The 24,830-nt window shown below is 42.5% G+C and carries 17 protein-coding genes; 6 read left to right on the plus strand and 11 right to left on the minus strand.

The window, feature by feature from the left end; translation table 11 throughout:
- Nucleotides 1-98 precede the first annotated feature (98 nt).
- From leuA to FTU95_RS08025, 4 genes are all read right to left on the minus strand, one after another.
- Complete coding sequence (gene leuA, locus FTU95_RS08010; RefSeq protein WP_159138504.1) at nucleotides 99-1,796, minus strand: 2-isopropylmalate synthase; 1,698 nt, start codon at nucleotides 1,794-1,796, stop codon at nucleotides 99-101.
- A 428-nt stretch (nucleotides 1,797-2,224) separates the two neighbouring features.
- Complete coding sequence (locus FTU95_RS08015; RefSeq protein ID WP_100357541.1) at nucleotides 2,225-2,908, minus strand: Fe2+-dependent dioxygenase; 684 nt, start codon at nucleotides 2,906-2,908, stop codon at nucleotides 2,225-2,227.
- Nucleotides 2,909-2,980: 72 nt separating this feature from the next.
- Nucleotides 2,981-5,311 (minus strand): TonB-dependent siderophore receptor, encoded by a 2,331-nt coding sequence (locus FTU95_RS08020; protein WP_180078129.1) that lies wholly within the window; start codon nucleotides 5,309-5,311, stop codon nucleotides 2,981-2,983.
- Nucleotides 5,312-5,623: 312 nt separating this feature from the next.
- The gene (locus FTU95_RS08025; RefSeq protein WP_180078131.1) at nucleotides 5,624-7,828 is read right to left on the minus strand and encodes a TonB-dependent receptor domain-containing protein; all 2,205 of its coding nucleotides are present in this window, start codon (nucleotides 7,826-7,828) and stop codon (nucleotides 5,624-5,626) included.
- Nucleotides 7,829-8,093: 265 nt separating this feature from the next.
- Here FTU95_RS08025 and tig point away from each other — a divergent pair, with 265 nt between their 5' ends.
- The 4 genes from tig (at nucleotide 8,094) to FTU95_RS08045 (ending at nucleotide 12,453) form a co-directional block, all read left to right on the plus strand.
- Nucleotides 8,094-9,425, plus strand: a complete 1,332-nt coding sequence (gene tig / locus FTU95_RS08030) for a trigger factor (RefSeq protein ID WP_074384005.1) — start codon at nucleotides 8,094-8,096, stop codon at nucleotides 9,423-9,425.
- A 195-nt stretch (nucleotides 9,426-9,620) separates the two neighbouring features.
- On the plus strand, nucleotides 9,621-10,226 hold the full coding sequence (clpP, locus tag FTU95_RS08035) for an ATP-dependent Clp endopeptidase proteolytic subunit ClpP (protein WP_004647427.1): 606 nt from the start codon (nucleotides 9,621-9,623) through the stop codon (nucleotides 10,224-10,226).
- Nucleotides 10,227-10,255: 29 nt separating this feature from the next.
- Entirely contained in the window at nucleotides 10,256-11,566 is a 1,311-nt protein-coding gene (gene clpX, locus FTU95_RS08040; protein ID WP_180078133.1) for an ATP-dependent protease ATP-binding subunit ClpX, read from the plus strand.
- 170 nt (nucleotides 11,567-11,736) lie between these two features.
- Nucleotides 11,737-12,453, plus strand: a complete 717-nt coding sequence (locus tag FTU95_RS08045) for a DUF2846 domain-containing protein (protein ID WP_100329252.1) — start codon at nucleotides 11,737-11,739, stop codon at nucleotides 12,451-12,453.
- 70 nt (nucleotides 12,454-12,523) lie between these two features.
- Here the strand turns inward: FTU95_RS08045 and FTU95_RS08050 are convergent, their stop codons facing one another.
- Complete coding sequence (locus tag FTU95_RS08050; RefSeq protein ID WP_005172753.1) at nucleotides 12,524-14,050, minus strand: fumarate hydratase; 1,527 nt, start codon at nucleotides 14,048-14,050, stop codon at nucleotides 12,524-12,526.
- 760 nt (nucleotides 14,051-14,810) lie between these two features.
- Here FTU95_RS08050 and FTU95_RS08055 point away from each other — a divergent pair.
- Complete coding sequence (locus FTU95_RS08055) at nucleotides 14,811-15,050, plus strand: DUF2171 domain-containing protein (protein ID WP_005095591.1); 240 nt, start codon at nucleotides 14,811-14,813, stop codon at nucleotides 15,048-15,050.
- A gap of 440 nt (nucleotides 15,051-15,490) precedes the next feature.
- Here FTU95_RS08055 and FTU95_RS08060 read toward each other — a convergent pair whose 3' ends face one another.
- The 4 genes from FTU95_RS08060 to FTU95_RS08075 all read right to left on the minus strand — a co-directional run bounded on the left by FTU95_RS08060 (nucleotide 15,491) and on the right by FTU95_RS08075 (nucleotide 20,988).
- Complete coding sequence (locus tag FTU95_RS08060) at nucleotides 15,491-15,631, minus strand: hypothetical protein (RefSeq protein WP_157799602.1); 141 nt, start codon at nucleotides 15,629-15,631, stop codon at nucleotides 15,491-15,493.
- Between the two features lie 227 nt (nucleotides 15,632-15,858).
- Nucleotides 15,859-17,997 carry a phosphate acetyltransferase gene (gene pta / locus FTU95_RS08065; RefSeq protein WP_005172751.1) on the minus strand — a complete coding sequence of 713 codons (2,139 nt, stop codon included), beginning with the start codon at nucleotides 17,995-17,997 and terminating at the stop codon, nucleotides 15,859-15,861.
- Between the two features lie 54 nt (nucleotides 17,998-18,051).
- A complete protein-coding gene (locus tag FTU95_RS08070) occupies nucleotides 18,052-19,272 on the minus strand; it encodes an acetate/propionate family kinase (RefSeq protein ID WP_005172750.1) in 1,221 nt (406 codons plus the stop codon).
- A gap of 450 nt (nucleotides 19,273-19,722) precedes the next feature.
- Complete coding sequence (locus FTU95_RS08075) at nucleotides 19,723-20,988, minus strand: glutamate-5-semialdehyde dehydrogenase (RefSeq protein ID WP_034609142.1); 1,266 nt, start codon at nucleotides 20,986-20,988, stop codon at nucleotides 19,723-19,725.
- A 322-nt stretch (nucleotides 20,989-21,310) separates the two neighbouring features.
- On the opposite strand from FTU95_RS08075, the gene FTU95_RS08080 reads away from it, so the two are divergent.
- Nucleotides 21,311-22,648: an alpha/beta fold hydrolase gene (locus FTU95_RS08080; protein WP_005172747.1), complete on the plus strand. Its 1,338-nt coding sequence runs from the start codon at nucleotides 21,311-21,313 to the stop codon at nucleotides 22,646-22,648.
- A gap of 24 nt (nucleotides 22,649-22,672) precedes the next feature.
- Here the strand turns inward: FTU95_RS08080 and FTU95_RS08085 are convergent, their stop codons facing one another.
- Together FTU95_RS08085 and nagZ are read right to left on the minus strand one after the other, a co-directional pair.
- Nucleotides 22,673-23,539, minus strand: coding sequence for a class I SAM-dependent methyltransferase (locus tag FTU95_RS08085; protein ID WP_180078134.1), 867 nt, complete (start codon nucleotides 23,537-23,539; stop codon nucleotides 22,673-22,675).
- Between the two features lie 120 nt (nucleotides 23,540-23,659).
- The gene (gene nagZ, locus FTU95_RS08090; protein ID WP_180078136.1) at nucleotides 23,660-24,682 is read right to left on the minus strand and encodes a beta-N-acetylhexosaminidase; all 1,023 of its coding nucleotides are present in this window, start codon (nucleotides 24,680-24,682) and stop codon (nucleotides 23,660-23,662) included.
- Nucleotides 24,683-24,830: the final 148 nt, after the last annotated feature.

Consider the following 24,830-nt stretch of genomic DNA (forward strand, 5'->3'; position numbering starts at 1 on the left):
TAAAATCTTGAGTATGAATAATAAAAGGATACCACTAGCGGATATCCTTCTAAAGTCATTTTAGTGCTATGAATTATCGCTAATTCTAATACAGCCGGTTAGACCGCAGCAGCGATTACCTGATCAGTGCTTAATACACCTTGATCAATCAGACGGTTGGTCGAGGCAAGAATTGCTTCAATCGAAGAGGTCACGATGTTGTCATGTACACCCGCACCAAAGGCAGACTTGCCAGTGCCTTTGACTTGCAGTTCAATCAAGGCCAAGGCTTTGGCATGCGCACCTGAACTGATGCTGCGCTCTTCATAGTTCACCACATCAATCGGTAACTGAAGTGCATCCAAGATTGCAGAAATTGGACCATTGCCTTCACCGCGAACACGGCGGGACTGACCCTCAACTTCGAGATCCAGCTCAATCACCTGATTGCCATTGTCATCCGATAACTTGTAGTTTTTAGTCGAGTAATGTACATGTTTAACATCGACATAAGTCTCTTTAAACAACTTCCAGATCTCGGTTGCAGAAATTTCAGTGCCTTGTTCATCGGTACGTTTTTGTACAATTTGCGAGAACTCGATTTGTAAACGACGTGGTAAAGTCACGTTGTAATTCGATTCTAACAAGTAGGCGATACCGCCTTTACCTGACTGTGAGTTAACGCGAATCACCGCATCATAGTCACGACCCAAGTCTTTTGGATCGATTGGTAAATATGGCATATCCCACATTTCTTGGTCTTTCTGGAATTCGAAACCTTTTTTGATCGCATCCTGATGTGAACCGGAGAATGCAGTAAAGACCAAATCACCTGCGTATGGATGACGTGGATGTACTGGCAAACCGGTACATTCTTCTACAGTCGCGATAATTTCATTGATATTGGAGAAATCCAGGTTTGGCGCAACACCTTGGGTATACATGTTCAATGCGATTGCTGCCACATCGACGTTACCGGTACGCTCACCGTTCCCAAACACACAACCTTCAACACGATCGGCACCGGCCATCATCGCCAATTCAGAAGCGGCAATGCCGCAACCACGGTCATTATGACAGTGCACAGAAATAATTACGCCGTCACGACGCTGAATGTTGCGGTGCATCCATTCGATTTGATCGGCATAGATGTGTGGACCTGAGACTTCTACCGTTGCAGGCAAGTTCAAAATGACTTTATTGGTCGGTGATGCTTCCCAGATTTCAGTCACAGCATCACAGACATCTTTTGCAACTTCTAATTCAGTCGCAGTGAAACATTCCGGGCTGTACTGGAAGACAAATTCAGTTTCAGGCTGTTTTGCGGCATATTCTTTGACTTTTTGTGCTGCATTGACGGCTAATTGTTTTGCGCCCGCTACATCTACATTTAAGACTTTCTCGCGGAAAGTCGGTGAATTGGAGTTGTAGATATGCACAATGGCACGTTTTGCACCCTGTAAAGATTCAAAGGTACGAGCAATTAAATGATCACGAGCTTGAACCAAAACTTCGATATAAACATCTTCAGGAATATGATCTTCTTCAATCAATTTACGAGTGAAATCAAAGTCAATTTGCGATGCTGAAGGGAAACCAATTTCAATATGCTTGAAACCGATTTTCACCAACATCTGGAACATCTTGAATTTTTGCTCCATGTTCATTGGCTCGAAGATCGCCTGGTTACCATCACGCAGGTCAGTACTCATCCAGATTGGCGCTTTGTTGATTTCATTGTTCGGCCATTGACGGTCTGGTAAGTCCACACGTTGATACATGCGACGGTATTTTTTACTTGGATCAGCCAACATCATGAGAGAGCTCCTTGTGTAACCTGATAGAGTCTGCGCTTGGTTGAAGCACTGGCAAAGGTTACCGAATAGATTGTGTCTATAATCGTCTACATACAGATTGGAACCAGCATTAAAACTAAAAATCTTCTGGAATATTTGGGATTTAGTTTTAATCAAAAAACCTGCATGATCAACTTATAACTTTAAGTTTAATCCAGTTAAACCGAAAAGTTTTTGCTTTTTTAATAGATTTTAGTCGTATCTTAATAAAGATTTTCTTATAAGCTTTAAGTTTTGAAAAATATTCCCATATATTTTAAGTATAGTGTTTTATATTTTCTTGATTTTGAAATAAGCCGTTATTTTTTACACCCAATCATGCCATATCAGCCTATATTTTTAGAAAAGATAGCCCTAGATGGCTAAAGGCATTTAATCCGGGCAAAATTTTAAAGCTCGGCCCATTTGCGCATGAGGTTGTGATACAAATTGGTCAGTTTCATAACTTCTGCATGCTGATCGCCCAATTGCATTCTCAAGTTTTGAATGCTTTGATCCAGATTAAACAGCATATGCCGTTCAGCATCATCACGAATCATGCTTTGTACCCAGAAAAATGAGGCAATTCGGCAACCTGAGGTGATTGGGGTGACTTCATGCAAACTGGTGGATGGATACAGAATCATATCCCCGGCAGGCAGTTTTACTTCGTGATAGCCATAGGTGTCTTCAACCACCAGTTCACCACCGGCATATTCTTCAGGTTCACTCAAAAAAACCGTACAGGATAAGTCGGTTCTGAGACGTTCATTCGTGCCACGAATACGGCGAATGGAGTTGTCGACATGAAAGCCAAAAGCTTCGTTATTTTCATAACGGTTGAACAGTGGGGGAATGATATCGAGTGGAATCGCAGCCGATAGAAATAGCGGATGTTGACCCAATGATTCAAGAATAATATGACTTAAATGATGGGTCAGGGGATGATCTTCAGGCAATTGCTGATTCTGTTTCACCGTTGCAGAGAGCGTACCAGCCGTAACCTTGCCATTCACCCACTCGATTTTATTCATCTCCTCACGGAAATATTGCACTTGTTCTTTGCTCAGTACGTTTGGAATATGATGCAGCACGAAGACTTTTCCTGAATATTTTATATTGAAAATAGCATAGCCCCCATAAGGAGGCTATGCGCTTACATTGAATTAATATTTAAAGTTGATTGCCAATACTGCGCTACGGCCTTCTGCTTCAGTGGCATAGTGAGATGCATAAGCTTTGGTAAAGTAACGTTCATCAGACAGGTTGTTGACGTTCAATTGTAAATCAACATTTTTATTTACGTTATAACGTGCCATCGCGTCGTAACGTACATAGCCCGGAACATATTTTGTATTCGCAGCATCGCCATAGACTTTATCCATTGCCACAGCACCCGCACCTAAAGTTAAAGCTGGAGTTATTGCATAAGTTGTCCACAGGGTTGCAGAGTTTTTAGGCACATTCTGCATTTGTTTACCTTTGGCAGGGTTATCCGGTGTACACACGCCTTGACGGTTACAAGATGGGCCTGGATTCACAGTTTCGCTGTCTAGATAAGTATAGCCAGCTGAAACTGCCCATTTATCGGTAATGTTACCGTTTAAGCCCAATTCGATACCATCAACTTGGGTTTCACCGCCATTAGTATATGTACTAGCATCCAGTTGAATCCGCGTATTTTGTTTTTCTGTTCGGAAAATGGCAGCAGTTAAATTCAGTTTTTCATTTAATAAGTCCCATTTTGTTCCGATTTCAAAAGTACGAGCTTCTTCAGGGTCAAGGTCTTTATTGTTGGCATTGACTGTTGCTTCAGAGCCATCACCTGCATCAATCCCTACTGGGTTTGCAGAAGTCGAATAACTCGCATAGATCGAACCATTTTCTACAGGTTTAAATGTTAAGCCTGCTTGATATGAGAAAAAGTCCGTATTGTTTTCAATTTTTACACCGGTTGCATTGGTTTTAAGTTCCGTATCGAATTTATCCCAACGTGCACCTAGATCGACTATCCATTGAGGATTGATTTCGATGCTGTCTAATAAATAGATAGATGTTGTTTCTGCAGTTGTTGTGGTGACGGCTTTATTTACAGTAATACTGCCTAACCATGGATCTCGTGAATTAGGGTTAAGAGCAGAAGTACACCAGTATTCAGATGCAGCACCTTGTCCATAACCGTAATTTGTAGAACATGCACCAGATGCAGAGTTACCTCCAATTGGGTTGGTCATTACAGGTTTACCATCTTTATCAAAGACTGGGTTGCCAGCAGCATCAACTGTTTGAACAGGTTCAACATTGCCAGAATTGTTAACTGTATAATTGCCTTTATCTGATTCTAGATAACTATATTCAGCACCGATATTAAAGCTATGTTGTAAAGCGCCTGTATTAAATTTGCCGCGTAAGCTTAGCTGATCGCTATAGCCTTCTGTGTCGGTAATACGTGTATTGGCACGGCGCCAAACTTCATCATTGGCAATATTTTTTTGACTATCGTCAGGTTGAGTCCATACATAATCATTTTTTGATCGGGTATAACTTGCAATGTTAGAAAGTGTTAAATTTTCATTTAAATCATGTTCTAACTTAAATGTACCAATTTGATTTTCTTGTTTTTGGAAGTCACGATTAAGCCATCCGTAGTAAATGCCTTGTTTTACATCAATGGGTTTACCAATAGTATCAGCAGTTCCAAGTGTACCGTAAGGTACACCAGCATCAGGCGTATCATCAGACTTTAAGTAGTAATAGCCCAAAGTCGCGCGAGTAGGGGTGTCCAGACCAAAGCTAATACTTGGCGCAATACCGGCACGTTTATATTCCGCACCATCTTTCTGGCCAGCTTTTTCATTATGATGGCCCATTACCGCAACACGTGCTGCGATACCATTTCCGAAATCTTTATTGCCATCTAAAGTAATACGTTGATAGTTATCTGTGCCGCCAGCGACCGAGCCTTCTAAAAAGTCACCTTTCTTCGCAACTTTAGAAATCATGTTGATGCTACCACCGGTCGCTCCTGCGCCGCCCATGGCAGACGCAGAACCTTTAGTCACTTCGACCTGTTCGACAGCAAACATTTCACGGTTTTGTGAAGTGGCATTACGAACGCCGTCTACATACATGGAACTTTCAGAGTTATAACCACGAATAAACGGACGATCGCCGTTTGGATTGCCCCCTTCACCTGCACCTAGGGTAATACCCGGCACAGTACGTAAAGCATCACTTAAAGTCGTCACTTGCGTATCTGCAATCAGCTGTTTTGAAATAACGGATACTGATTTTGGTGTGTCGAGTAAAGGAGCAACAAATTTGCTGTTTGCAGATTGATCTACTTTTAAGCTGGGTGCTTGTTCAGCTTTGACTTCTTGATGAATGGTGTCAAGTCGAACTACATTTTCTTCAGCAATTGCATGTGTTCCGACAATTGATAAAGACGAAACAATTGCAGAGGAAACGATTTTTTTACGTGTTTTAATGAAGGTCATGTTAAACCTAAGAAATGAATATTAAAAATGTATGCGAATAATAATGATTCTTGTTATTGTTTTTATCTTTTAATGATGGGAATTCATGATCTTTAAGAAAATGTTAAATGAGTTTCTAAATGTAATATTATAACAATCAATATATAAACATATGATTTTAGTAAATATTGAAAAATTAATCTAATTGTTAAATTTTTATTGAGAATAATGATGTTTATAGAACAGCATAAATTAGCAATGTTTTGGAAAGTATTGATCGCACGATAAGAAAAAAACCCTGCCAGGGCAGGGTTTTTTTAAGAGATGTATTTCTTAGAATTTAAAAGTTGTACTTAACTGAACGCGACGACCTTCTTGGGTATTGCTATATAAGTTATAGGCAGTACCATCAACGATTTCATACTTATTAAAGTCTTTATCGAAAATGTTGTAGAGTGCAACACCAATATCCCAGTTATCATTCACGGCATAATTTGTGCCTAAGTGCATTAAACCATATGCCTCATAGTCACCCAACGTATTATAAACAGTAAGATCATCTCCAGTTAAGTTTGTGGTTTTGAAGCGAGAGCGTTCGGTACGGTATTCACCACGTAACCAAAGATCAGCATTGTCAGCGACATTCCATTTTACAGTTGCATTAAACATATGCTCAGGGGTGTCTTGTAACTTTTTCCCTTTATCTTTACCTTTGGTAACCTCAGTTTCAGTCCAAGTGTAGTTAAAGTTTAATTTCCAATCTTCAGCAAAGCCCCAATTAATACCTAGCTCTGTACCATAAATTTCAACTTCATCAACGTTGTCAGGTCGAGTGATCATAAAAGCACGATCACTGGATTGATTAAGCCACTGCCATGGAGTGCCGAGACCAGTTAAATAGTCTGCACAAGTTTGGTTTACTAAACATTCACCTGGATTGCCACCTGTATTTACCGAAGTATCTGTGATTGCACCTGAAACAATTTTATCTTCAACGGTACTGATAAAACCTGTCAAGTTAATATTTAAGTCATTATTAGGTGTGAAATAAATGCCAAGCTCATAGTTATCGCTAGTTTCAGGTTTTAAATTTTGATTACCAAAAATAGGTTGAGCACCTTGACGTCCAACGTTTACTACACCATTTGTCAACTGTTCTAAACGAGGAGCTTTATAGCCTTCTGAATAACCGCCTTTTAGTGTCCAAGTATCGTTAACATTCCAAACAGCATAAGCACGAGGAGTAATGAAATCACCAAAAGTATCGTGATCATCATAACGCAGACCTAATGTTAAGGCGAAGTTTGGTAAGATATTCCATGTATCTTCTGCAAACAAACCAACTTGAGTAAAGTTAACCTCAGGTTTAGATGAACGTAGGCCATCTGAAATGCTGGCATCCCACCATTGGCCACCTAAGATCAAGTTATGATTTGCTATTGAATTTACAGACAGTTTAGTATCAAAAATAGTATCTTCACTTTCAATTAGTCGCGGGGTTTTAGTAACTAAATCGCCACCTTGCATACGTGATGGAATAAGACGACCAACAGTTTCACTTTCATTACGGGTAATGCTGCTGTCTAAAGTACCAATGTCATTACGCCATTGATGAGCTAGCACATATTTATCACGATTAAATTCCATCTCATTATCATAGCCACCTGCTGGGCCTACAGTACCTAATTGGAAACCGCTGGTATTTTTCGGATTTTCATATGATTGGCGCTGAGACTCTGCATCAATAGATATGTCATGCTTGTCTGTGGGTGTTAATGTTAAACGTGCACCTAGGGTATCAATTTTACCTTCAGATGGATTATTACCTGTACCTAATGTTGTTTGGTCAATATCTCTAGTTACATTCGATTCGTCACGTTCCCAATGTTTTGCGCGAATTTGTAAGCCCAAAAGGTTTTGTACTAAGGGACCAGTTGCATACAAATCGATACTACGTTGGTTACCAAAATCAGAGCTTTTCGGCAAGATTGATCCTTCTAAACCAATCGAACCGGTCCATTCGCTGCTTACTTTTTTAGTAATAATATTTACGACACCTCCCATTGCATCCGAACCATATAAGGTAGATGCCGGGCCACGAATAATTTCGATGCGTTCAATTGCAGACAATGGAGGAATAAAATTATTTTTTGTTTCACCAAAACCATTCGGTGTAATATCGCCGGTACTGTTTTGACGGCGACCATCAATGAGTACAAGTGTGTACTCAGATGGTAAGCCACGAATGCTAATATCTAGACCGCCTGTTTTACCAGCCGTAGGACTAATATCAATACCTTCTACATCGCTTAAAGCATCTGCTAAAGAAGTAATACGTTTTGTTTTAAAATCTTCTTCGGTGAGTACAGTAATTGAAGCGGGTGCGTCCTTAATCTTTTGTTCATAACCCGCCGCTGAAACCACAATCGTAGACAATTGTGTTACTGGTACAGTGGTATTATTTGTTTCAGCATGTGCAGAAGCAGCTGTAACCCCAAGAATAGCCACAGCTAAAGGTCGAAGATTAAAATCACGCATAACCAAAATTCCAATATGGAGAGAGTTCAGAGTTTTGTATCAAATTTGAAAGTGAATACTAGTGATAATATTTATCATTTGCAATAAAAATATACAATTCCTTCATTTCAATTTAATCGCCTGAATATTTGAAAAGATGCCAATTCAAGTAAAAAAAGGGTTTAAAAACTGGAACTCGCGCGTATTTTTTGTATATCCTTAAATGTTGTCATATAATGTGGCACATTTTTATAAACCTGTTATAACCTAATATATAGAGGAAGCCATGCAAGTAACTTCTGAAGCGGTTTCGGGCGTTGCCCGTCGTTTAAATGTTTCTGTACCGACGAGCCGTATTAATGAGCAATTTGAAGCTCGTTTAAAACGCACTGCTAAAACTGCGAAGATCAACGGCTTCCGTCCAGGTAAAGTGCCTGTAAACGTAGTTCGTCGTGAATACGGCGCGGGTATCTACCAAGAAGTGGTAAACGATATTATTCGTGACACAGTTTTCGAAGCAATCCAGCAAGAGAAAATCAATGCTGTGGGCATGCCAAACATCGAAAAAACTGAAATGAAAGACGACGCGCTGGTATATACAGCGACTGTTGAAGTTTATCCAGAAGTTGAAGTGAAATTCGAAGGTCTAGAAGTTGAACGTAAAGCAACTGAAGTCAACGATAAAGACGTTGAGAAGATGATCGAAAATCTTCAAAAACAACGTGCTGCTTGGGCTGAAACCAAAGGCATGGCTAAAAAAGACATGCAAGTGACTTTTGATTTCGAAGGTACGGTTGATGGCGAGAAATTTGAAGGCGGCGCTGCTGAAGACTTCAAACTTGTACTCGGTTCTGGCCGTATGATTCCTGGCTTCGAAGACGGCATCGTTGGTATGAAGAAAGGCGAAGAGAAAGTGATTGATGTAACTTTCCCTGAAGATTACCAAGCTGAAAACCTTGCTGGTAAACAAGCTCAATTCAAAATCACTGTGAAGCTTGTTGAAAAACAAAAACTTCCAGAAATTGATGCTGAATTCCTGGAAATCTTCGGTGTGTCTGAAGAAGAAGGCGTTGAGAAGTTGAAAGCTGACGTTCGTAAAAACATGGAACGTGAAGTGAAAAACGGCCTGCGTAACCAGGTAAAAGGTGCGACTTTTGATGCGCTTGTTGCTGCAAACGAAGTTGAACTTCCAGCGGCTATGCTTGCTCAAGAAATTGACCGTCAACGTCAACAAATGATTCAGCAGTTCACTCAACAGTTCGGTGCTCAAGGTGCGCAAGCATTTGATTCAAGCATGCTTCCAGATGAATTGTTCAAAGAACAAGCTGAAAAATCTGTAAAACTTGGTGTATTGGTTAGCCGTGTTTTAGCTGATGCGAAAATCGAAGTAGATGCTGCACGTGTTGAAGCGTATATCCAAGACATGGCGTCTTCTTATGAAGATCCAAACGAAGTGATCGAATACTTCAAAAACGATGCGCAACAACGTCAACAAATCGAAGCTGTTGTACTAGAAGACCAAGTTGTTGATTACATTTTGGCTTCTGCTAAAGTAACTGATGCGACTGTAAGCTATGAAGACTTATTGAAAGAGCAACAAGCTCGTCAACAAGGCTAATTTAGCTTTCGATAAAAAAGGCGCTTAATGCGCCTTTTTTTTCATATTGAGCGCTGAAAAAAGCATTTCTGTTTTTCACAAAACTAATGCAAAAAATATAATGGATTTGTTGGCGAATTTTTTGCAATTTCAGTGATTATCCCTCATATTGTGATTATGGGTTAGGTCACAAAAAATTTAGGAATAAATAAACGTATGTATGTTCCAACGATTGAAAACGCTTTAGTGCCAATGGTGGTAGAACAATCCTCTCGTGGTGAGCGTTCTTTTGATATTTATTCACGCCTTTTGCGTGAACGTGTAATTTTTATGACGGGCGAAGTTGAAGACAACATGGCGAACCTGATCGTTGCGCAAATGTTGTTTTTAGAGGCGGAAAATCCAGATAAAGATATTCATCTATATATCAATTCACCAGGCGGTTCGGTAACTGCAGGTATGGCGATTTATGACACCATGCAGTTTATCAAACCAGATGTCGTAACGTACTGCATGGGTCAGGCAGCATCAATGGGTGCGTTCCTGCTGAATGCCGGTACCAAAGGCAAGCGTTATTGCCTTGAAAATGCCCGTGTCATGATTCACCAGCCATTGGGTGGTTTCCGTGGTCAGGCTTCAGATATTGAAATTCATGCCCGTGAAATTCTATTTATTAAAGAACGTTTAAACCGTTTAATGGCTGAACACAGCGGTCAGGATTACGAGAAAGTTGCACGTGATACAGACCGTGACAACTTTATGACTGCTCAGCAAGCGAAAGAATACGGTCTTGTGGACGAAGTTTTAACTAAACGTCCGTAAGTTTTAAAGATTGAGATAGTGGAGTAAATATGTCCGAACATCCTCAAGGACAAAAGCATTGTTCATTTTGCGGTAAAACGCAGTCTGAAGTCGGGAAGCTGATTGCAGGCGAGGACGCATACATTTGTAACGAATGTGTGGACGTATGCTTAGATTTGGTTCAAACCAGTCAGCAGGTGGAAACCAATGACTGGGCCAATCGTCCTTTGCCGAAACCGCATGAAATTCGTGCGGCCTTGGATCAATATGTGATTGGTCAGGACGTCGCGAAAAAAACCTTGTCAGTGGCGGTTTATAACCATTACAAGCGCTTGAAAGTGCAGAATAATGGCAAGAAAGCTGATGATTCAGTCGAGCTTTCAAAAAGTAATATTATGTTGGTTGGTCCGACAGGATCAGGCAAAACCTTGCTTGCACAAACGCTGGCACGTCTTCTTGATGTTCCATTTGCTATGGCAGATGCAACGACACTGACCGAAGCCGGTTATGTGGGTGAAGATGTAGAAAACATCGTACAGAAGCTTTTGCAAAAAGCCGATTACGATGTCGAAAAAGCGCAAAAGGGGATTATCTATATCGATGAGATCGACAAGATTACCCGCAAGTCTGAAAACCCATCCATCACGCGTGATGTATCAGGTGAAGGTGTTCAGCAAGCATTATTGAAAATGATTGAAGGCACGGTTGCATCAATTCCGCCACAAGGTGGACGTAAGCATCCGCAGCAAGAATTTATTCAGATTGATACCTCAAACATCCTGTTTATCTGTGGTGGTGCATTCTCAGGACTTGAGAAAATTGTACAGCAGCGTCAGGAAAAAGGTGGCATCGGCTTTACTGCAGAAGTGCGTAAAAAAGATGAAACCAAGAAGCTGTCTGACTTGTTCCGTCAAGTTGAAGCAACTGACCTGGTAAAATTTGGTTTGATTCCAGAATTTATTGGTCGTTTGCCAGTGATTGCTACTTTGGATGAGTTAGATGAAGAAGCACTGATGCAGATTCTGACTGAGCCGAAGAACGCTTTGACCCGTCAGTACCAACATCTGTTTGATATGGAAGATGTGGATCTGGTCTTTGAAGAATCTGCTCTACGTGCCGTGGCTAAGAAAGCAGTTGAGCGTAATACAGGCGCACGTGGTCTACGTTCGATTCTGGAAAATTCATTGCTGGAAACCATGTATGACTTGCCAAGCCGTAGTGATGTCGGCACTGTGGTCGTCAATGAAGCGGTGATTAAAGGTGAAGCAGAGCCGGAATACCGTGCCGAGCGTCAGCCGCATGATCAGCAAGAGACAGCGACAAAAATAGATTTAAAGGTCGTGAATAGTAAATCTGCTTAATTGCTATTCGTCCGAAACGTGCGAAAACTCCGTGTTTTCGCACGTTTTTTATTTCCAAAAATAAAGCTCGGTGTTAATCTGATTCACTAGGCGTGGATGCCTAAAACTTATAAAAAACAAATCGCAAAGCACTTGCATACAAAAGAATAAAGACGCAGTGAGGGATAAGCATGCGTGGAGTCGCAATTGTACTCATCAGCAGTTTGGCATTGCTGGGGTGTCATGGTAAGAAAGCCGTCGTTGAGCCTACACAGCCACTCAGCACTTTAAAAAATATCGATCTTGAAAAAAAACCGGGCTTCGTCGAGCAGCATCGTATCGGCATGTTCACCATTGGCGGCTGGGTCAATCAAAAGCAGGGCAACCAGTTTCAGACGGTGAAACCGCAGCATGCTGAAGCAGCCATCGTGTATTTATACCGGCCTGATTCCAGATGGAACCGTCAGGAAATTGTTGCTGCCAGCCTGTTTATTAATCAAGAGCATATTCCAAGCTTATTGCATAATCATTATTACTGGATTGAGGTGCCTGCAGGGACCTATCGTTTGAGTACCAGCCGGCCATTAGGCGCGCTACATTTCCAGAAGCCTAAATATCTGGATTTTACTGTCGAAGCGGGACAGTCTTATTTTATTAAATATGATGAAGAAAATATCAGTACACGCCGGAGTATTTCCGGGCCGCTCATGCTGATGCCGGAAAAAGTTGGCCTGAATGAAATTGCTTTTACTCAGCTAAAATCAGACAGTTTTAACTTCGTGGCACAAGATCAGGAAACTGGCCAGATTCGTAAAAAAGCCCAAAAAATTGAACCGACTGCTTATGATCCCTCATTAGATGTGCAGCTGAAAGCACCTTTTAAACTTTGGGATCCACGGACTTGGTAATTTGGACATTTTTTTAAGCAAACACAATAAAAAAGCACCCATTCAGGGTGCTTTTTTATTGCAATAGAAATTAGCCCGCAGCAGCGTCCACGACTGGAATCTTACCAATTTTTGCTTGCCAGATTTTCGGTGCAGTCGCGTGAATAGAAGTACCATTCACATCAACCGCGACAGAAACCGGCATGTCTTTCACGACAAACTTGTAAATTGCTTCCATACCCAGATCAGCAAAAGCCACCACTTCAGCTTCACGGATCGCTTTCGATACCAAGTAAGCAGCACCACCCACAGCCATGAGGTAAGTTGCCTGGTTATCTTTAATGGCTTCAACAGCAGCAGGGCCACGGTCCGCTTTACCGATCATGCCGAACATGCCAGTTGCTTCAAGGACTTGACGTGTGAATTTATCCATACGTGTAGCCGTTGTTGGACCAGCAGGACCAACCACTTCATCACCGACTGGATCGACTGGACCGACGTAGTAGATAAACTTGCCTTTCAAGTCAACAGGAAGTTCTTCACCGTTGTTCAGCATGTCGACCATACGTTTATGTGCAGCATCGCGACCAGTATAAATCGTACCGTTTAGAAGAAGCGTATCGCCTGGTTTCCAGGAGTTCATTTCTTCTTGCGTGATGTTGTCCAGGTCAACACGTTTAGAAGATGAAGAATCCCAAGTGACTTCAGGATAGTCTTCAAGTTTTGGTGCGATGATGTTGGCAACACCCGTACCATCAAGTGTGAAGTGTGCATGACGAGTCGCAGCACAGTTCGGGATCATACCGACTGGCTTACCCGCAGCATGACATGGATAATCTTTGATTTTAATATCAAGAACAGTGGTTAAACCGCCAAGACCTTGTGCGCCAATACCCAAAGCATTCACTTTTTCGAAGATTTCGATACGAAGTTCTTCAAGTTTAGATTGTGGACCACGACGAAGTAATTCGTCCATGTTGATCTCTTCCATCAATGCTTCTTTGGCAAGCATCATGGCTTTTTCAGCAGTACCACCGATCCCAATCCCTAGCATACCTGGTGGACACCAGCCTGCACCCATCGTTGGAACAGTTTTCAGTACCCAATCTACGATTGAATCAGATGGGTTCAACATTGCGAGTTTAGATTTATTTTCTGAACCGCCACCTTTGGCTGCTACAGTGATATCTACTTTATTACCAGGCACAAGCTTGTGGTAAATCACGGCAGGAGTGTTGTCTTTGGTATTCTTACGACCAAAAGCAGGATCGGCCAGAACTGATGCACGAAGCACGTTGGAGTTTTCTAAATAACCCTGACGTACGCCTTCATTGATTGCATCATCCAGGCCCATGGTTAAATCGAATTTAACATCCATGCCCACTTCAACAAATACGTTGACGATACCGGTATCTTGACAGATTGGGCGGTGGCCTTCTGCACACATGCGTGAGTTAATTAAGATTTGCGCGATCGCATCTTTAGCAGCTTTGTTCTCTTCACGATCATACGCACGGCTCATCGCTTGGATAAAGTCTTGTGGGTGATAGTAAGAAATGAACTGAAGCGCATCTTTAACCGATGTGATTAAGTCATCTTGCTTGATAATAGTTGTCATACAAATATCTCTTGAGCGGGCTGATAGCTAGCGGGCTAAATTATAAGACAAAAGAATCGGGTTGTGGGCATTTTGGGCGAGCATTGGCCGAAAGTTTATAGTTTAAGCAATCTGAAGGACGACTTTAGCAGCTCAGCGGGTCAAATATGACAGTAATCGGTCATATTTAGTGTCATATTTCAGATAAAAAATACGCATAATTTTGCTTATTCCGTATTAAGCAATTGAATTTTATTAATTATTTTAAATTTAATAAAAAACCAGATTGTCATATAACTGTCATAAAACTTTTACATAATGCAGCTATTGAAACGGGAGATCTTAACAATGGTTACAGGTATTTTAATGGCAAGTGGTTTTTGTGTATATATCGCTGCAACTTGGATGTACGGTCAGAAAGAAGATCAAGCCTAAGCTTTATCTTCTTTTTTATTTTAAGACATAAAAAATTAACCTATCTTCAAATCTTCAAATCTTCAAATCTTCAAATCTTCAAATCTTCAAATCTTCAAATCTTCAAATCTTCAAATCTTCAAATCTTCAAATCTTCAAATCTTCAAATCTTCACATCCAATTCATCAAGCTATAAAAATATCTGAATACTCAACTTCAAAAAGCATTTTTGTTATGTAGTGGGTTAAACCGTGCTAAGCGTTTACATTCTTAACCCTTCAAAACCCAAAGTCTGAAAAGCCTTACACATGTGGCGTTTTTTATTGCTTAGACTGTTCCTCTCAACTTCTAGAAACAGGCAAATAGAATGAACAATTTTAATGCAAGTGATATTAAAGAACATGCTTCAGTCATTGCTTCATGTGGTACTCAAGTCGGGAAGGTAGACCATTTAGAAGGTCAGGATTCAATTAAATTGACAAGAAGTGATGATGAAAATAATGAGCATCATCTGATTCCCTTGAGTTGGGTAAGCGAAATCAAAGACGATAGCGTAGTGCTCAATAAAACAGCAGAAGATGTGCGTAAAGAGTGGACCACCTTATAAAAAATTAAAGTCAGTGGACTGAAAAGCAGGGCTGTCTCAGCTTAATTTTTTATGTCACAGACTTTATTAGTAATCGTTGAAAATGCCAGTTCGAAAGACTGGCATTTATTATGCGTAGTTGATTCTTTTTTATTTGGTTTTGCATTCTGCCAGAAATGGATTTTGAGCCTGTATAATGATTTTATCTGAAAATTCCCCTTCATATTCAAAACCATTTTGTATGATTTTTAGCGTTTGAAAACCATATTTTTCCTAGGCACGACTTCCACCTCAATTATGTCCAAAGACTTTTGAACTTAAACTTTTGAGTTGTAATGGCTTAAAGAAAAGCTCTTTGACCAACTTGAGCGCTTCACTGCCATAGCCTTGAGCTGTCCAAGTGATCGTTGAGATGGCAATACAAAATTCGGCATGTTGAGCACAAGATTGATTTCTAGAATTCAAAGTTTACCGATCATTTCATCATGATGGTTTAAACAAATCGCAAAGTCATAACGGGTTGGATCAGCCAAACAGCGCTGAATATGTGCCTGCATATCTTCAAGTGTAAAATGCCATTTCAAGCCGGTCATATAACGCATTTCATCGATTTGCGTGAGCGCTAAAAATGTGAGTAGATTTTCAACTTTCAGTAAGTGTAAGTAGATGCGGTTCCATTTAAGATCAGTGTTGATGTGATGCTCTTTGAGAGCATTTTTTATTTTTAGAAAAGTAATCGACAGATTATAGAATGTCCGACTTTAGAACAAAAATGATTAAAAAAACCACCCCATCTTGCGAGAGGGTGGTGAGTGCGGAGCTATTAAATTTATTGAGCCTGCTGTTCTGCCTGAATCGCGGTTAAGGCGATGGTAAATACAATATCATCGACCAAAGCACCACGAGACAGGTCGTTCACCGGTTTGTTCAAACCTTGCAACATTGGCCCGACACTGACTACATTGGCAGCACGTTGCACAGCTTTATAAGTCGTATTACCCGTATTTAAATCCGGGAAAATAAAGACATTGGCACGTCCGGCCACTTGTGAATCTGGTGCTTTTTGACGGCCAACACTTTCAACCGAGGCAGCATCATATTGTAATGGCCCATCAATTAGCAGGTCAGGACGACGTTCTTTGGCAATTCGTGTTGCTTCAGCCACTTTCTCGACATCGGCACCCATACCTGAAGTTCCGGTAGAGTAAGAAATCATTGCAATCCGCGGGTCAATGCCAAAGGCTTTGGCAGAATCTGCCGATTGAATCGCAATCTCGGCCAGCTGCTCTGCATCTGGATCAGGATTAATCGCACAGTCGCCATAAACATAGACTTCATCTGGCAGCAACATAAAGAACACAGAAGAAACCAGTGAATAATCGGGTGCAGTCTTGATCAGCTGAAAGGCAGGACGTACGGTATTGGCCGTGGTATGTACCGCGCCAGAGACCAGACCATCAACCTGATCCAGCGCCAGCATCATGGTGCCGAGCACCACAGTGTCTTGCAACTGTTCACGCGCTTGCAGTTCGTTGAGTTTGCCTTTACGTAGCTCGACCATCTTGTCGATATAGTTGTCACGAATCAGATCCGGATCCAGAATTTCCAGATCTTCAGGCAATTCGATACCACGAGCTTTTGCCACTTCTAAAACAGATTCGGGATTGGCCAATAAAATACATTGTGCAATGCCACGCGACTGACAGATTGCTGCAGCTTGTATCGTACGTGGTTCATCACCTTCAGGTAATACAATACGTTTTTTCGCCGCAATCGATTTTTGTACCAGTTCATGCCGGAAGGCTGAAGGCGATAGACGTGGCTTATAAGAACCATTCAACATCTGACCGAGCCATTCCGGATTGATGTGACTCGAAACAAAGCGCGTGACCTGATCTGCACGTTCCGTATCATCTACTGGAATTTCATTGCTGAGATTTGTCAGTTTTTGTGCGGTTTCAAAGGTGCTAAGCGGTGTATGTAAAATTGGTAAACCTTGTTTGATGGCGGTCTGGCAAAATTCCAATACGTGATCATTTGGCTGATGATGTTCAGTTAGCACCAAGCCAGCCAAAGGAATACCATTGCTGCTGGCCAGACTGCTGGCCAATAACACATCAATCCGGTCAGATGCACTGATGATCAATTCACCCGCTACAAACTTATGCAATTCATGTTCAATATTGGCCGAAATCAGGCTGCTGTGCTGGACACGGCGCTGTTTCGCTTCGCCTTCATTAATCCAGTAGGCCTGAATATGTGCCGCCAGATCAGATATACGCGGCACACTTAAAGTTTTACTGAAAGGCACCAGTCCAATTACAGGTAACTTTTCTGAACCAATATGTGGATGGGTTTGCTGGATGGCACGAATAAATTGTGTGGTTTCTTCTGCAAGACGTAAATCCGGATCAAGCGTTACAGGAATCTGTGCAGATTCTTCAGGCAGACCTTTGGTTCGCATCAACAGGATGCCAGACAGGCGGGTTGAACTGGCGCCACCAAAGTTGCGAATCTGGTTTTCAACTTTATCGGCAGTCTGACCTGGCTGCTGGATATTGGCATTGCTGACCACAATCACTTTGGCATCCAAAGCCTGCGCCAGCGAGGCATTCAGATCATCGGCAAAACTGTCCTGAGCATTTGGCAATAGACCTTCGACAATAATCAGGTCATGCTGTCTGGCAATTTGACGATGCAGACGTACCGCTTCTTCCAGCAGTTCATCCTGTTCACCCAGATTAATCTGCTGCAAGACTTTGCTATAACGGATTGGTTCAACAGTTTCACTTTGAGAAATATGACGATACAAAGCCGTAGTACGGTCTTCGACTTCATTCAATTCCTGAGCAAAAGGTTTGAGAAAGCCAGCTTTAACCCCTTGGCATTCCAGTGCATAAATCAGGCCTAAACATGCAGAAGTTAAGCCTACGCCTTCCCCAGTGGGAACCAATAGAATCGTTTTCATAAGTTACGTCAGTCACACAATAATAAAAATCAGTTAAAAAGTGGCCCTGCTTGCTTATGCAAGCGCTACCTCAGCTTCAGACTTTTTTGCGTTTTTTTGCTCCACTTCAAGTTCTACAACGCTATGTACTTCTTGAGCGATACGACCTTCTTCGTCTGTTGGCACTACCCAGATTTGTGGACCTGTACCTGAATCGATACGGCCTTCAGTGCCACGTTTCAGGTCATTATTGGCACTTTTATCCAGGTTGAAGCCGAAGTGGGGCAGATAAGTCATGGTTTTTTCACGGATATAGGCAGAATTTTCGCCAATACCGCCAGTGAAGAACAAGCCATCAATACGTGGCAGACCACAGCTCAGTGCTGCCAGAGATTTGGCTAGACGGTAGCAGAATACTTCAATCGCTAATGCAGCATCTTCATTACCTTGTTCCGATGCTTCAATCAGGGTACGCATGTCATTCGACAAATCAGACAGACCCAACAGACCGCTCTGGCTATTCAGCATCTTGTCAATTTTATAGATATCCCAACCCAGGTTCTTTGCCAGGAAGCTGTGCAGGCTTGGGTCGACATCGCCACTGCGGGTGCCCATGACAATACCTTCAAGCGGGGTTAAGCCCATTGACGTATCTACACTTTTCCCATTCCACACGGCACAGGTCGAGCTGCCATTACCGAGATGTGCTGTTAACCAGCCGCCTTGTTTCAGGCTACCTGCCAGTTCAGAACCACGGTCTGAAACATAAGCATGGCTGGTGCCGTGGAAACCATAACGACGCACACCATGGGCTGTATATAAGAATTTTGGCAGGGCATAGCGATATGCATGTGCTGGCATGCTTTGATGGAATGCGGTATCAAATACTGCTATTTGCGGTAAGTCTGGGAACAAGCGTTTGGTGGCTTCAATGCCAATCAGATGTGCCGGATTGTGTAAGGGCGCAAGCGGCGTTGCTTCACGAATCTTTTCAATAATTTCATCATTGATCAATTCTGCTTTGGTCAGGCTGCCACCATGTACCACACGGTGACCAATCGCATCTGGGCGATAGTTAGCCAGACGCTCCAAACCAACTTCAAGGGCTTTTTTATGGTCGGCAAAAGGAATATGGATATCGACTGGTTCGTTACCGACAGTCACGCCTTTGATACGAGCATTCTCTGTGCCTAAGTTCTCAGCTAAACCATGAATACGGAAGTTCTGTTCCTCAAGAAGTAATGCAAACTTGATTGAAGAAGAGCCACAATTAATAACTAATACTGATTTAGACACGATTGATTACCCGATTTTTAATTAAAATTCTCGTCCATTGACTTGATCCAGTGATCAGCAAAAAGGCACTAAGCTGAATCAATATTGATGTTTTAACATTTGTTTTTTTTCTGTCCTAGATAGACTTTAGCAGATTAGACTTAAGCATTATCGACCAGGCTGACAATAATAACTAAAATTTATCAGTTCATAGTTTTCATTTATAAATAAAATGATGCTGAAAAATATAATCAATAAAGCTGCCGAATTCTATTTTTAATGTCGTACTAGAACAGATTGCTTTCAGTTTAGTGCCTAAAACAGCAAATATGACTTATACATACAATTCTATACAGAGATTCATCAATAAAATGACCCAAAGGTTCTGATCCATTTTGGTTTTAATTTTTATATCCATAAAAAATCAGCCTTGCGAACAAAACTGATTTTTAAAGTGATCATCTGAAATAGTTATTGGCGAATCTGACCATCACCAAATACGATCCATTTTTGTGAGGTCAGGCCTTCAAGACCAACCGGACCACGGGCATGAATTTTATCGGTTGAAATTCCGATTTCCGCGCCTAAGCCATATTCAAAACCATCAGCAAAGCGGGTCGAGGCATTGATCATCACCGAACTCGAATCGACACCGGCCAAAAACTCGCGTGCCAGACTGTAATTTTCAGTAATGATCGAATCGGTATGATGTGAGCCATACTGATTAATATGTTCAATCGCTTCTTCTATGCCAGAAACCACTTTGATGGCCAGAATTGGGCCCAGATATTCGGTATACCAGTCTTCTTCAGTGGCCGCAATCACTGCATCAGCAAGAATACGCTGGGTTTCTTTGCAACCACGGAGCTCTACTTTTTTCTCCTGATAAAGTTCTGCGATGCGAGGCAAGAACTCTTCAGCGACTTTTTCATCGACTAGCAAAGTTTCCATGGCATTACACACGCCATAACGATGGGTTTTAGCATTTAAAGCAATGGGTAAGGCTTTTAACAGATCCGCCTGTGCTTCCACATAGATATGGCAATTACCATCTAAATGTTTGATCACCGGGACACGAGCTTCTTCAGTAATGCGTTCGATTAGGCTCTTGCCGCCACGAGGCACAATCACATCGACATATTCGGTCATGGTAATGAGCTGGCCGACTGCAGCACGATCAACGGTATTGATCACTTGTACTGCTGATTCTGGCAGGCCGGAAATTTTCAGCGCATGTTGAATTGCCGCGGCAATCGCCTGATTGGATTCCAGTGCTTCTGAACCGCCACGTAAAATAATCGCATTGCCTGATTTCAGCGCCAGTGAAGCCGCTTCCAGGGTCACGTTGGGACGTGATTCATAAATCATGCCGACCACACCTAAAGGTACACGCATCTTGCCCAGTTGAATGCCAGATGGGCGATAAGCCATATCGCTAATTTCACCAATCGGATCTTTCAGGCCAATCACATCTTTCAGGCCTTCTAACATACCTTTAAAGCGTGCGGGGTTGAGTTCTAAGCGATCAAGCAGGGCACTGTCCAGATTGTTATTATGCGCTTTGGTCATATCTTTCTGGTTGGCAGCCAAAATAGCTGGCTGGCTATTTTCCAAAGCCGTATAAATAGCCGATAGTGCGTTGTTTTTGGTTTGGGTGGACGCACGAGCCAAAATGCGAGAAGCCTGGCGTGCCTGCTGTCCTACCGTTTGCATATATTGTTCAATAGACTCTTGCATAGCGCTTTGATCACTTAGAAATTTCACTTCGATATTAACAGTCTGCTGCCGGACAATGAAGCCCATCTGTTAAAAATCATCCGTTTTCGCGGACTTCTAAACATTTTGAAATTGTTTTCTGTTTAAAAGCAGATAAGTGGTCGCTGAAGCGGTTGCTTGTGAAAAGCCGCTCTGTATAGAATGAAATAAGCGACATTGAAGTCATATATAATTATTAAAGAGCAGGATGCGTGTTCAGGCTCATCGGAATGTGTCTGAAGCATAAGATCTGTTAATCATGACTTGCACAATAAAAATAAGGCAAGGACGGAGGAAAAGGAAAATGAATTCCATTATCCACATGGATGCCCATGTATTGGATTCGCAAAGCCATTATGGTTTTTTTGATCTTTATGATAAGCACAGTTTTAAGCAGCCAGCACGAAGCACCTGGATGGATGGCTGGAAAATCGAATATATGGCGATTGCCCGTCCGGATACTTTGCATCTCAGGCCGATGGTGATCATTGGGGGCGCCTTCCAGAATTTTAATTCCTATAAATATTGTGTCGAACAGCTCTTCGCTGCCGGCCCGATCATTCTGATTGACTTGCCTTCGATGGGAGCCAACCAGCAGATCAGCAATGTGGATACTGGTCTGTCGGCTGGAACTCTGGAGCTTGAAGACCTTGCTGCCATGCTGGGGCAATGGCTGGAGCAGATGCAACTTCCTCAAGTTTCAATTTTAGGCATGTCCTTAGGCTCAGTAGTCGCCTCCTGTCTGGCAGACCAGCGCCCTGAACTGGTGGATCGGATGATCCTGATGGGCGTAATGCAGAAAACCCGCAAAAGCTGGCGCATGCTATTGGAAGAATCCTTGCATCTGATGAAAGAACAGCGCATGGATGAATTTGGTCAGGCCGTCATTTTATATCTGGTCAATCATGCCCGTCTCAAAGAAACCCGCATGTCACCAACAGCAAAGCGCTTATTCTTCAAGCAGATGTCAGAATTCACGGTGACCGAACAAGAGCGTTATGATATTAACTGCAACCGTCTATTGCGTCTGACCCACGTGCCGATTCCACAGTGCAAGGTTCTGGTGGCCTGTGGTCAATATGACAGTTTTACCTTGCCACATGAGAATGCCAATTTTGCCCTGCAATGTCCAAATATGCAGTATGTACAAATTGCCGGTGCTGACCATGTGCCTCAGTTGCAGCGCAGGAAAGAAACTATGCATCTGTTTGCCACCTTCTTGCGTGATGAAGCAGTCGAGCAGTTGCCGGGAATTATTCCGTTTAGCCGTGAACAGATGCAGCAGATTGAACGGCGCGGTGAAGAACGGATTTGTGTGCAACAGCCACAACGTTATTTGAGTCATCGTCATTCGGATCTGCTGTTGAATGTAGAAATTATCGACATGAATTTCTTTGGAGTATTGCTGGAGTTAGACGCAGGACAGACAGAGTGTGCCGCAGCTTATCCGCGTGATCTGGCCTTGCATCTGGAAGATGAAAACGGCGAGTTCAAGATCGAATGTCTGATCTTTGAACAGGATGAGACTCAAGTGCGGGCCCTGTTTAAACATGGCAGTTTTGAAGTGGCAGAACGTTTATTGGCTTTTGTGCAACAACAGAAAATCCTTCAGCAAGAAGACGCTTTCGATGCAGTGATTTAATCGGGGCTTAATAAAAAAACAGCATCATTTAACGCTGTTTTTTTTCACTGCATGAATCATCCAGACCAGATCACCGAGATGTTCATCCTGCTCCGGTGTCAGATTTTGCTGACGAGGCTCGGCAAAATAACGTTGCGGTTGTTGTACCTCAACCTGATCGAAACCGGCATCTTGAAAAAAGTGCTGTAATTCTTGGGGGGTTTTAAAATGAAAGGTAAAAGCACTGCGTGACATGAATTTAAGCAGACGGCTACAGCTCCAAATAAAATTTGCCAATTTATTTTTGACGGGTTCCGGGTAAATGTCGCTAAGGTAATGCAAGGCTGGAAAATGTCGTGCATTCTCTGCAATACCTTGCAACAGAATACGCAACATGCGTTGATCAAAGTAATTAATCAGTCCCTCATTAATTACCACCAAAGGTTGGTCGGGATCAAACATCTGAAAGATACAGTCCAACTCTTCACTAAAAATATCTGCAGTGAGCACTTCGGGAGCCTGCTGATCAATCTGCTGCAAGGCTTGGGTCTTGATTCTGGCCATGTCGGGAAGATCCAGTTCACGATAATTAATCTCGGGAAATTTTTGTCTGAAATTCCAGCTACGTGGAGACAAACCGCAGGCAATTTCAAGAATCTGAAGTTGTGGATGCTGCTCGATCAACTGACACAGATGTTCATCAATCATCTGATGGCGCTGCTTGAGTGTGGTACGCATGCTGCCACCTACAGAGCGTTCTGCCCATACTTCAAGTGGATGTAGCAGTGTGGCCAGAAATTTGCCTTTAGTCGTGGCAAAGACCGGATGTGAGATCCCCATTTGATACCAGATATAGCCGGTATAATGTGCTGTAAAAGAAATATGGCGATGCTGCGAAAGTGATTTTGGCATAGGGTTCTGACCTTATTGTTATTTTAGTTGGGTGCTACAGAAGTAACGCCTTTTAACATCATAATAAAAAAGGAACACTTTGTCGTGTTCCTTTATCATCTTGATTGGATTTAAAAAGTTTCAGCTAGTCTGCTGCTTGAATACCAGTATTTCGTCACGGATATTGCGCCATGCTTCTCCCAGATCAAGCTCTGACCCAATCTGGATGTTCGGGATGTTGCCGCGCATGCGTTCCAGACGTTGCTGGTTCGGGATAGGCAGATCCTTAATCCCTTCCAGTGCAATGCATTGTGCTGCACGGTCATTGCAGACCAGACCCATGTCACAACCCGCTTTGAGGGCGGCCTGAATTCGGGCATCGGCACCGCCTGCCACACAGGCGGCCTGCATGCTTAAATCATCCGAGAACAGAACGCCGTCAAAACCGAGTTGCTGACGCAAGACTTTCTGAATCCAGAATTCCGAGAATCCGGCCGGGTTTGGATCGACCTGACTATAGATGACATGAGCCGGCATTAAAGCATCGAGTTGCGGCTGTAACTGGATAAAGGTCTGCATGTCTTTTTGCTGAATGTCTTCATAGCTGCGCATATCAATGGCTGCCGCAACATGTGAATCCGCTTTGACTGAACCATGACCTGGGAAATGTTTCCCGGTTGACGCCATTCCTGCACGTTTCATCCCTTTTAAAAATGCGCTGGCCAGTGGAATAATATCCGGAATATTTCTGGCAAAGCTTCGGTCACCAATCACATCACTGATGTCGTTTAAATCCAGCACCGGCGCAAAACTGAAATCAATCCCGACAGCCAGTACTTCAATCGCCATCAGCCAGCCGCATTTTTCGGCCAAATCTAAAGCACGCTGCGAATCATGAGCATACAGTTCGCCAAATTTCCCCATCGCAGGGAGCAGGGTAAAGCCCTGTCTTAAGCGCTGCACACGTCCACCTTCCTGATCGACTGCAATCAAAATATCAGGACGAATCTGGCGCATGTGATCGGTTAAGGCACGGACTTGAGCCGGAGATTCGATATTGCGACCAAATAAAATGACTCCACCGACTTGCGGCGCACCGAATAGTTCAATATCTTCTTGAGTCAGGGTTGTGCCTGCGATGTCGAGCATCAATGCGCCAATCATATGCGGAATCCGTTTTAGAATTTTTCCGGGAAACAATACCTGATTTCTGCAATGATTTGCTACACTTTGTCAGCACAGAATATGATAAAACTACACGACATAAACATATTAAGTTGTTTAAGATGCTGAATACGTTAAATTCTGGTCG

Source organism: Acinetobacter sp. YH12208 (assembly GCF_013418055.1).
GTDB classification, from domain to species: Bacteria; Pseudomonadota; Gammaproteobacteria; order Pseudomonadales; family Moraxellaceae; genus Acinetobacter; species Acinetobacter pseudolwoffii.

Excerpts from the sequence above, each read along its gene's own strand:
- clpX (WP_180078133.1), top strand. The coding sequence starts at position 10,256 with ATGTCCGAACATCCTCAAGGACAAAAGCATTGTTCATTTTGCGGTAAA.
- tig (WP_074384005.1), top strand. The coding sequence starts at position 8,094 with ATGCAAGTAACTTCTGAAGCGGTTTCGGGCGTTGCCCGTCGTTTAAAT.
- leuA (WP_159138504.1), bottom strand. The coding sequence starts at position 1,796 with ATGATGTTGGCTGATCCAAGTAAAAAATACCGTCGCATGTATCAACGT.
- FTU95_RS08075 (WP_034609142.1), bottom strand. The coding sequence starts at position 20,988 with ATGCAAGAGTCTATTGAACAATATATGCAAACGGTAGGACAGCAGGCA.
- FTU95_RS08025 (WP_180078131.1), bottom strand. The coding sequence starts at position 7,828 with ATGCGTGATTTTAATCTTCGACCTTTAGCTGTGGCTATTCTTGGGGTT.
- clpP (WP_004647427.1), top strand. The coding sequence starts at position 9,621 with ATGTATGTTCCAACGATTGAAAACGCTTTAGTGCCAATGGTGGTAGAA.
- FTU95_RS08060 (WP_157799602.1), bottom strand. The coding sequence starts at position 15,631 with ATGCGTTATATGACCGGCTTGAAATGGCATTTTACACTTGAAGATATG.
- FTU95_RS08085 (WP_180078134.1), bottom strand. The coding sequence starts at position 23,539 with ATGCCAAAATCACTTTCGCAGCATCGCCATATTTCTTTTACAGCACAT.
- FTU95_RS08080 (WP_005172747.1), top strand. The coding sequence starts at position 21,311 with ATGAATTCCATTATCCACATGGATGCCCATGTATTGGATTCGCAAAGC.
- FTU95_RS08045 (WP_100329252.1), top strand. The coding sequence starts at position 11,737 with ATGCGTGGAGTCGCAATTGTACTCATCAGCAGTTTGGCATTGCTGGGG.
- pta (WP_005172751.1), bottom strand. The coding sequence starts at position 17,997 with ATGAAAACGATTCTATTGGTTCCCACTGGGGAAGGCGTAGGCTTAACT.
- FTU95_RS08055 (WP_005095591.1), top strand. The coding sequence starts at position 14,811 with ATGAACAATTTTAATGCAAGTGATATTAAAGAACATGCTTCAGTCATT.
- FTU95_RS08050 (WP_005172753.1), bottom strand. The coding sequence starts at position 14,050 with ATGACAACTATTATCAAGCAAGATGACTTAATCACATCGGTTAAAGAT.
- FTU95_RS08020 (WP_180078129.1), bottom strand. The coding sequence starts at position 5,311 with ATGACCTTCATTAAAACACGTAAAAAAATCGTTTCCTCTGCAATTGTT.
- nagZ (WP_180078136.1), bottom strand. The coding sequence starts at position 24,682 with ATGATTGGCGCATTGATGCTCGACATCGCAGGCACAACCCTGACTCAA.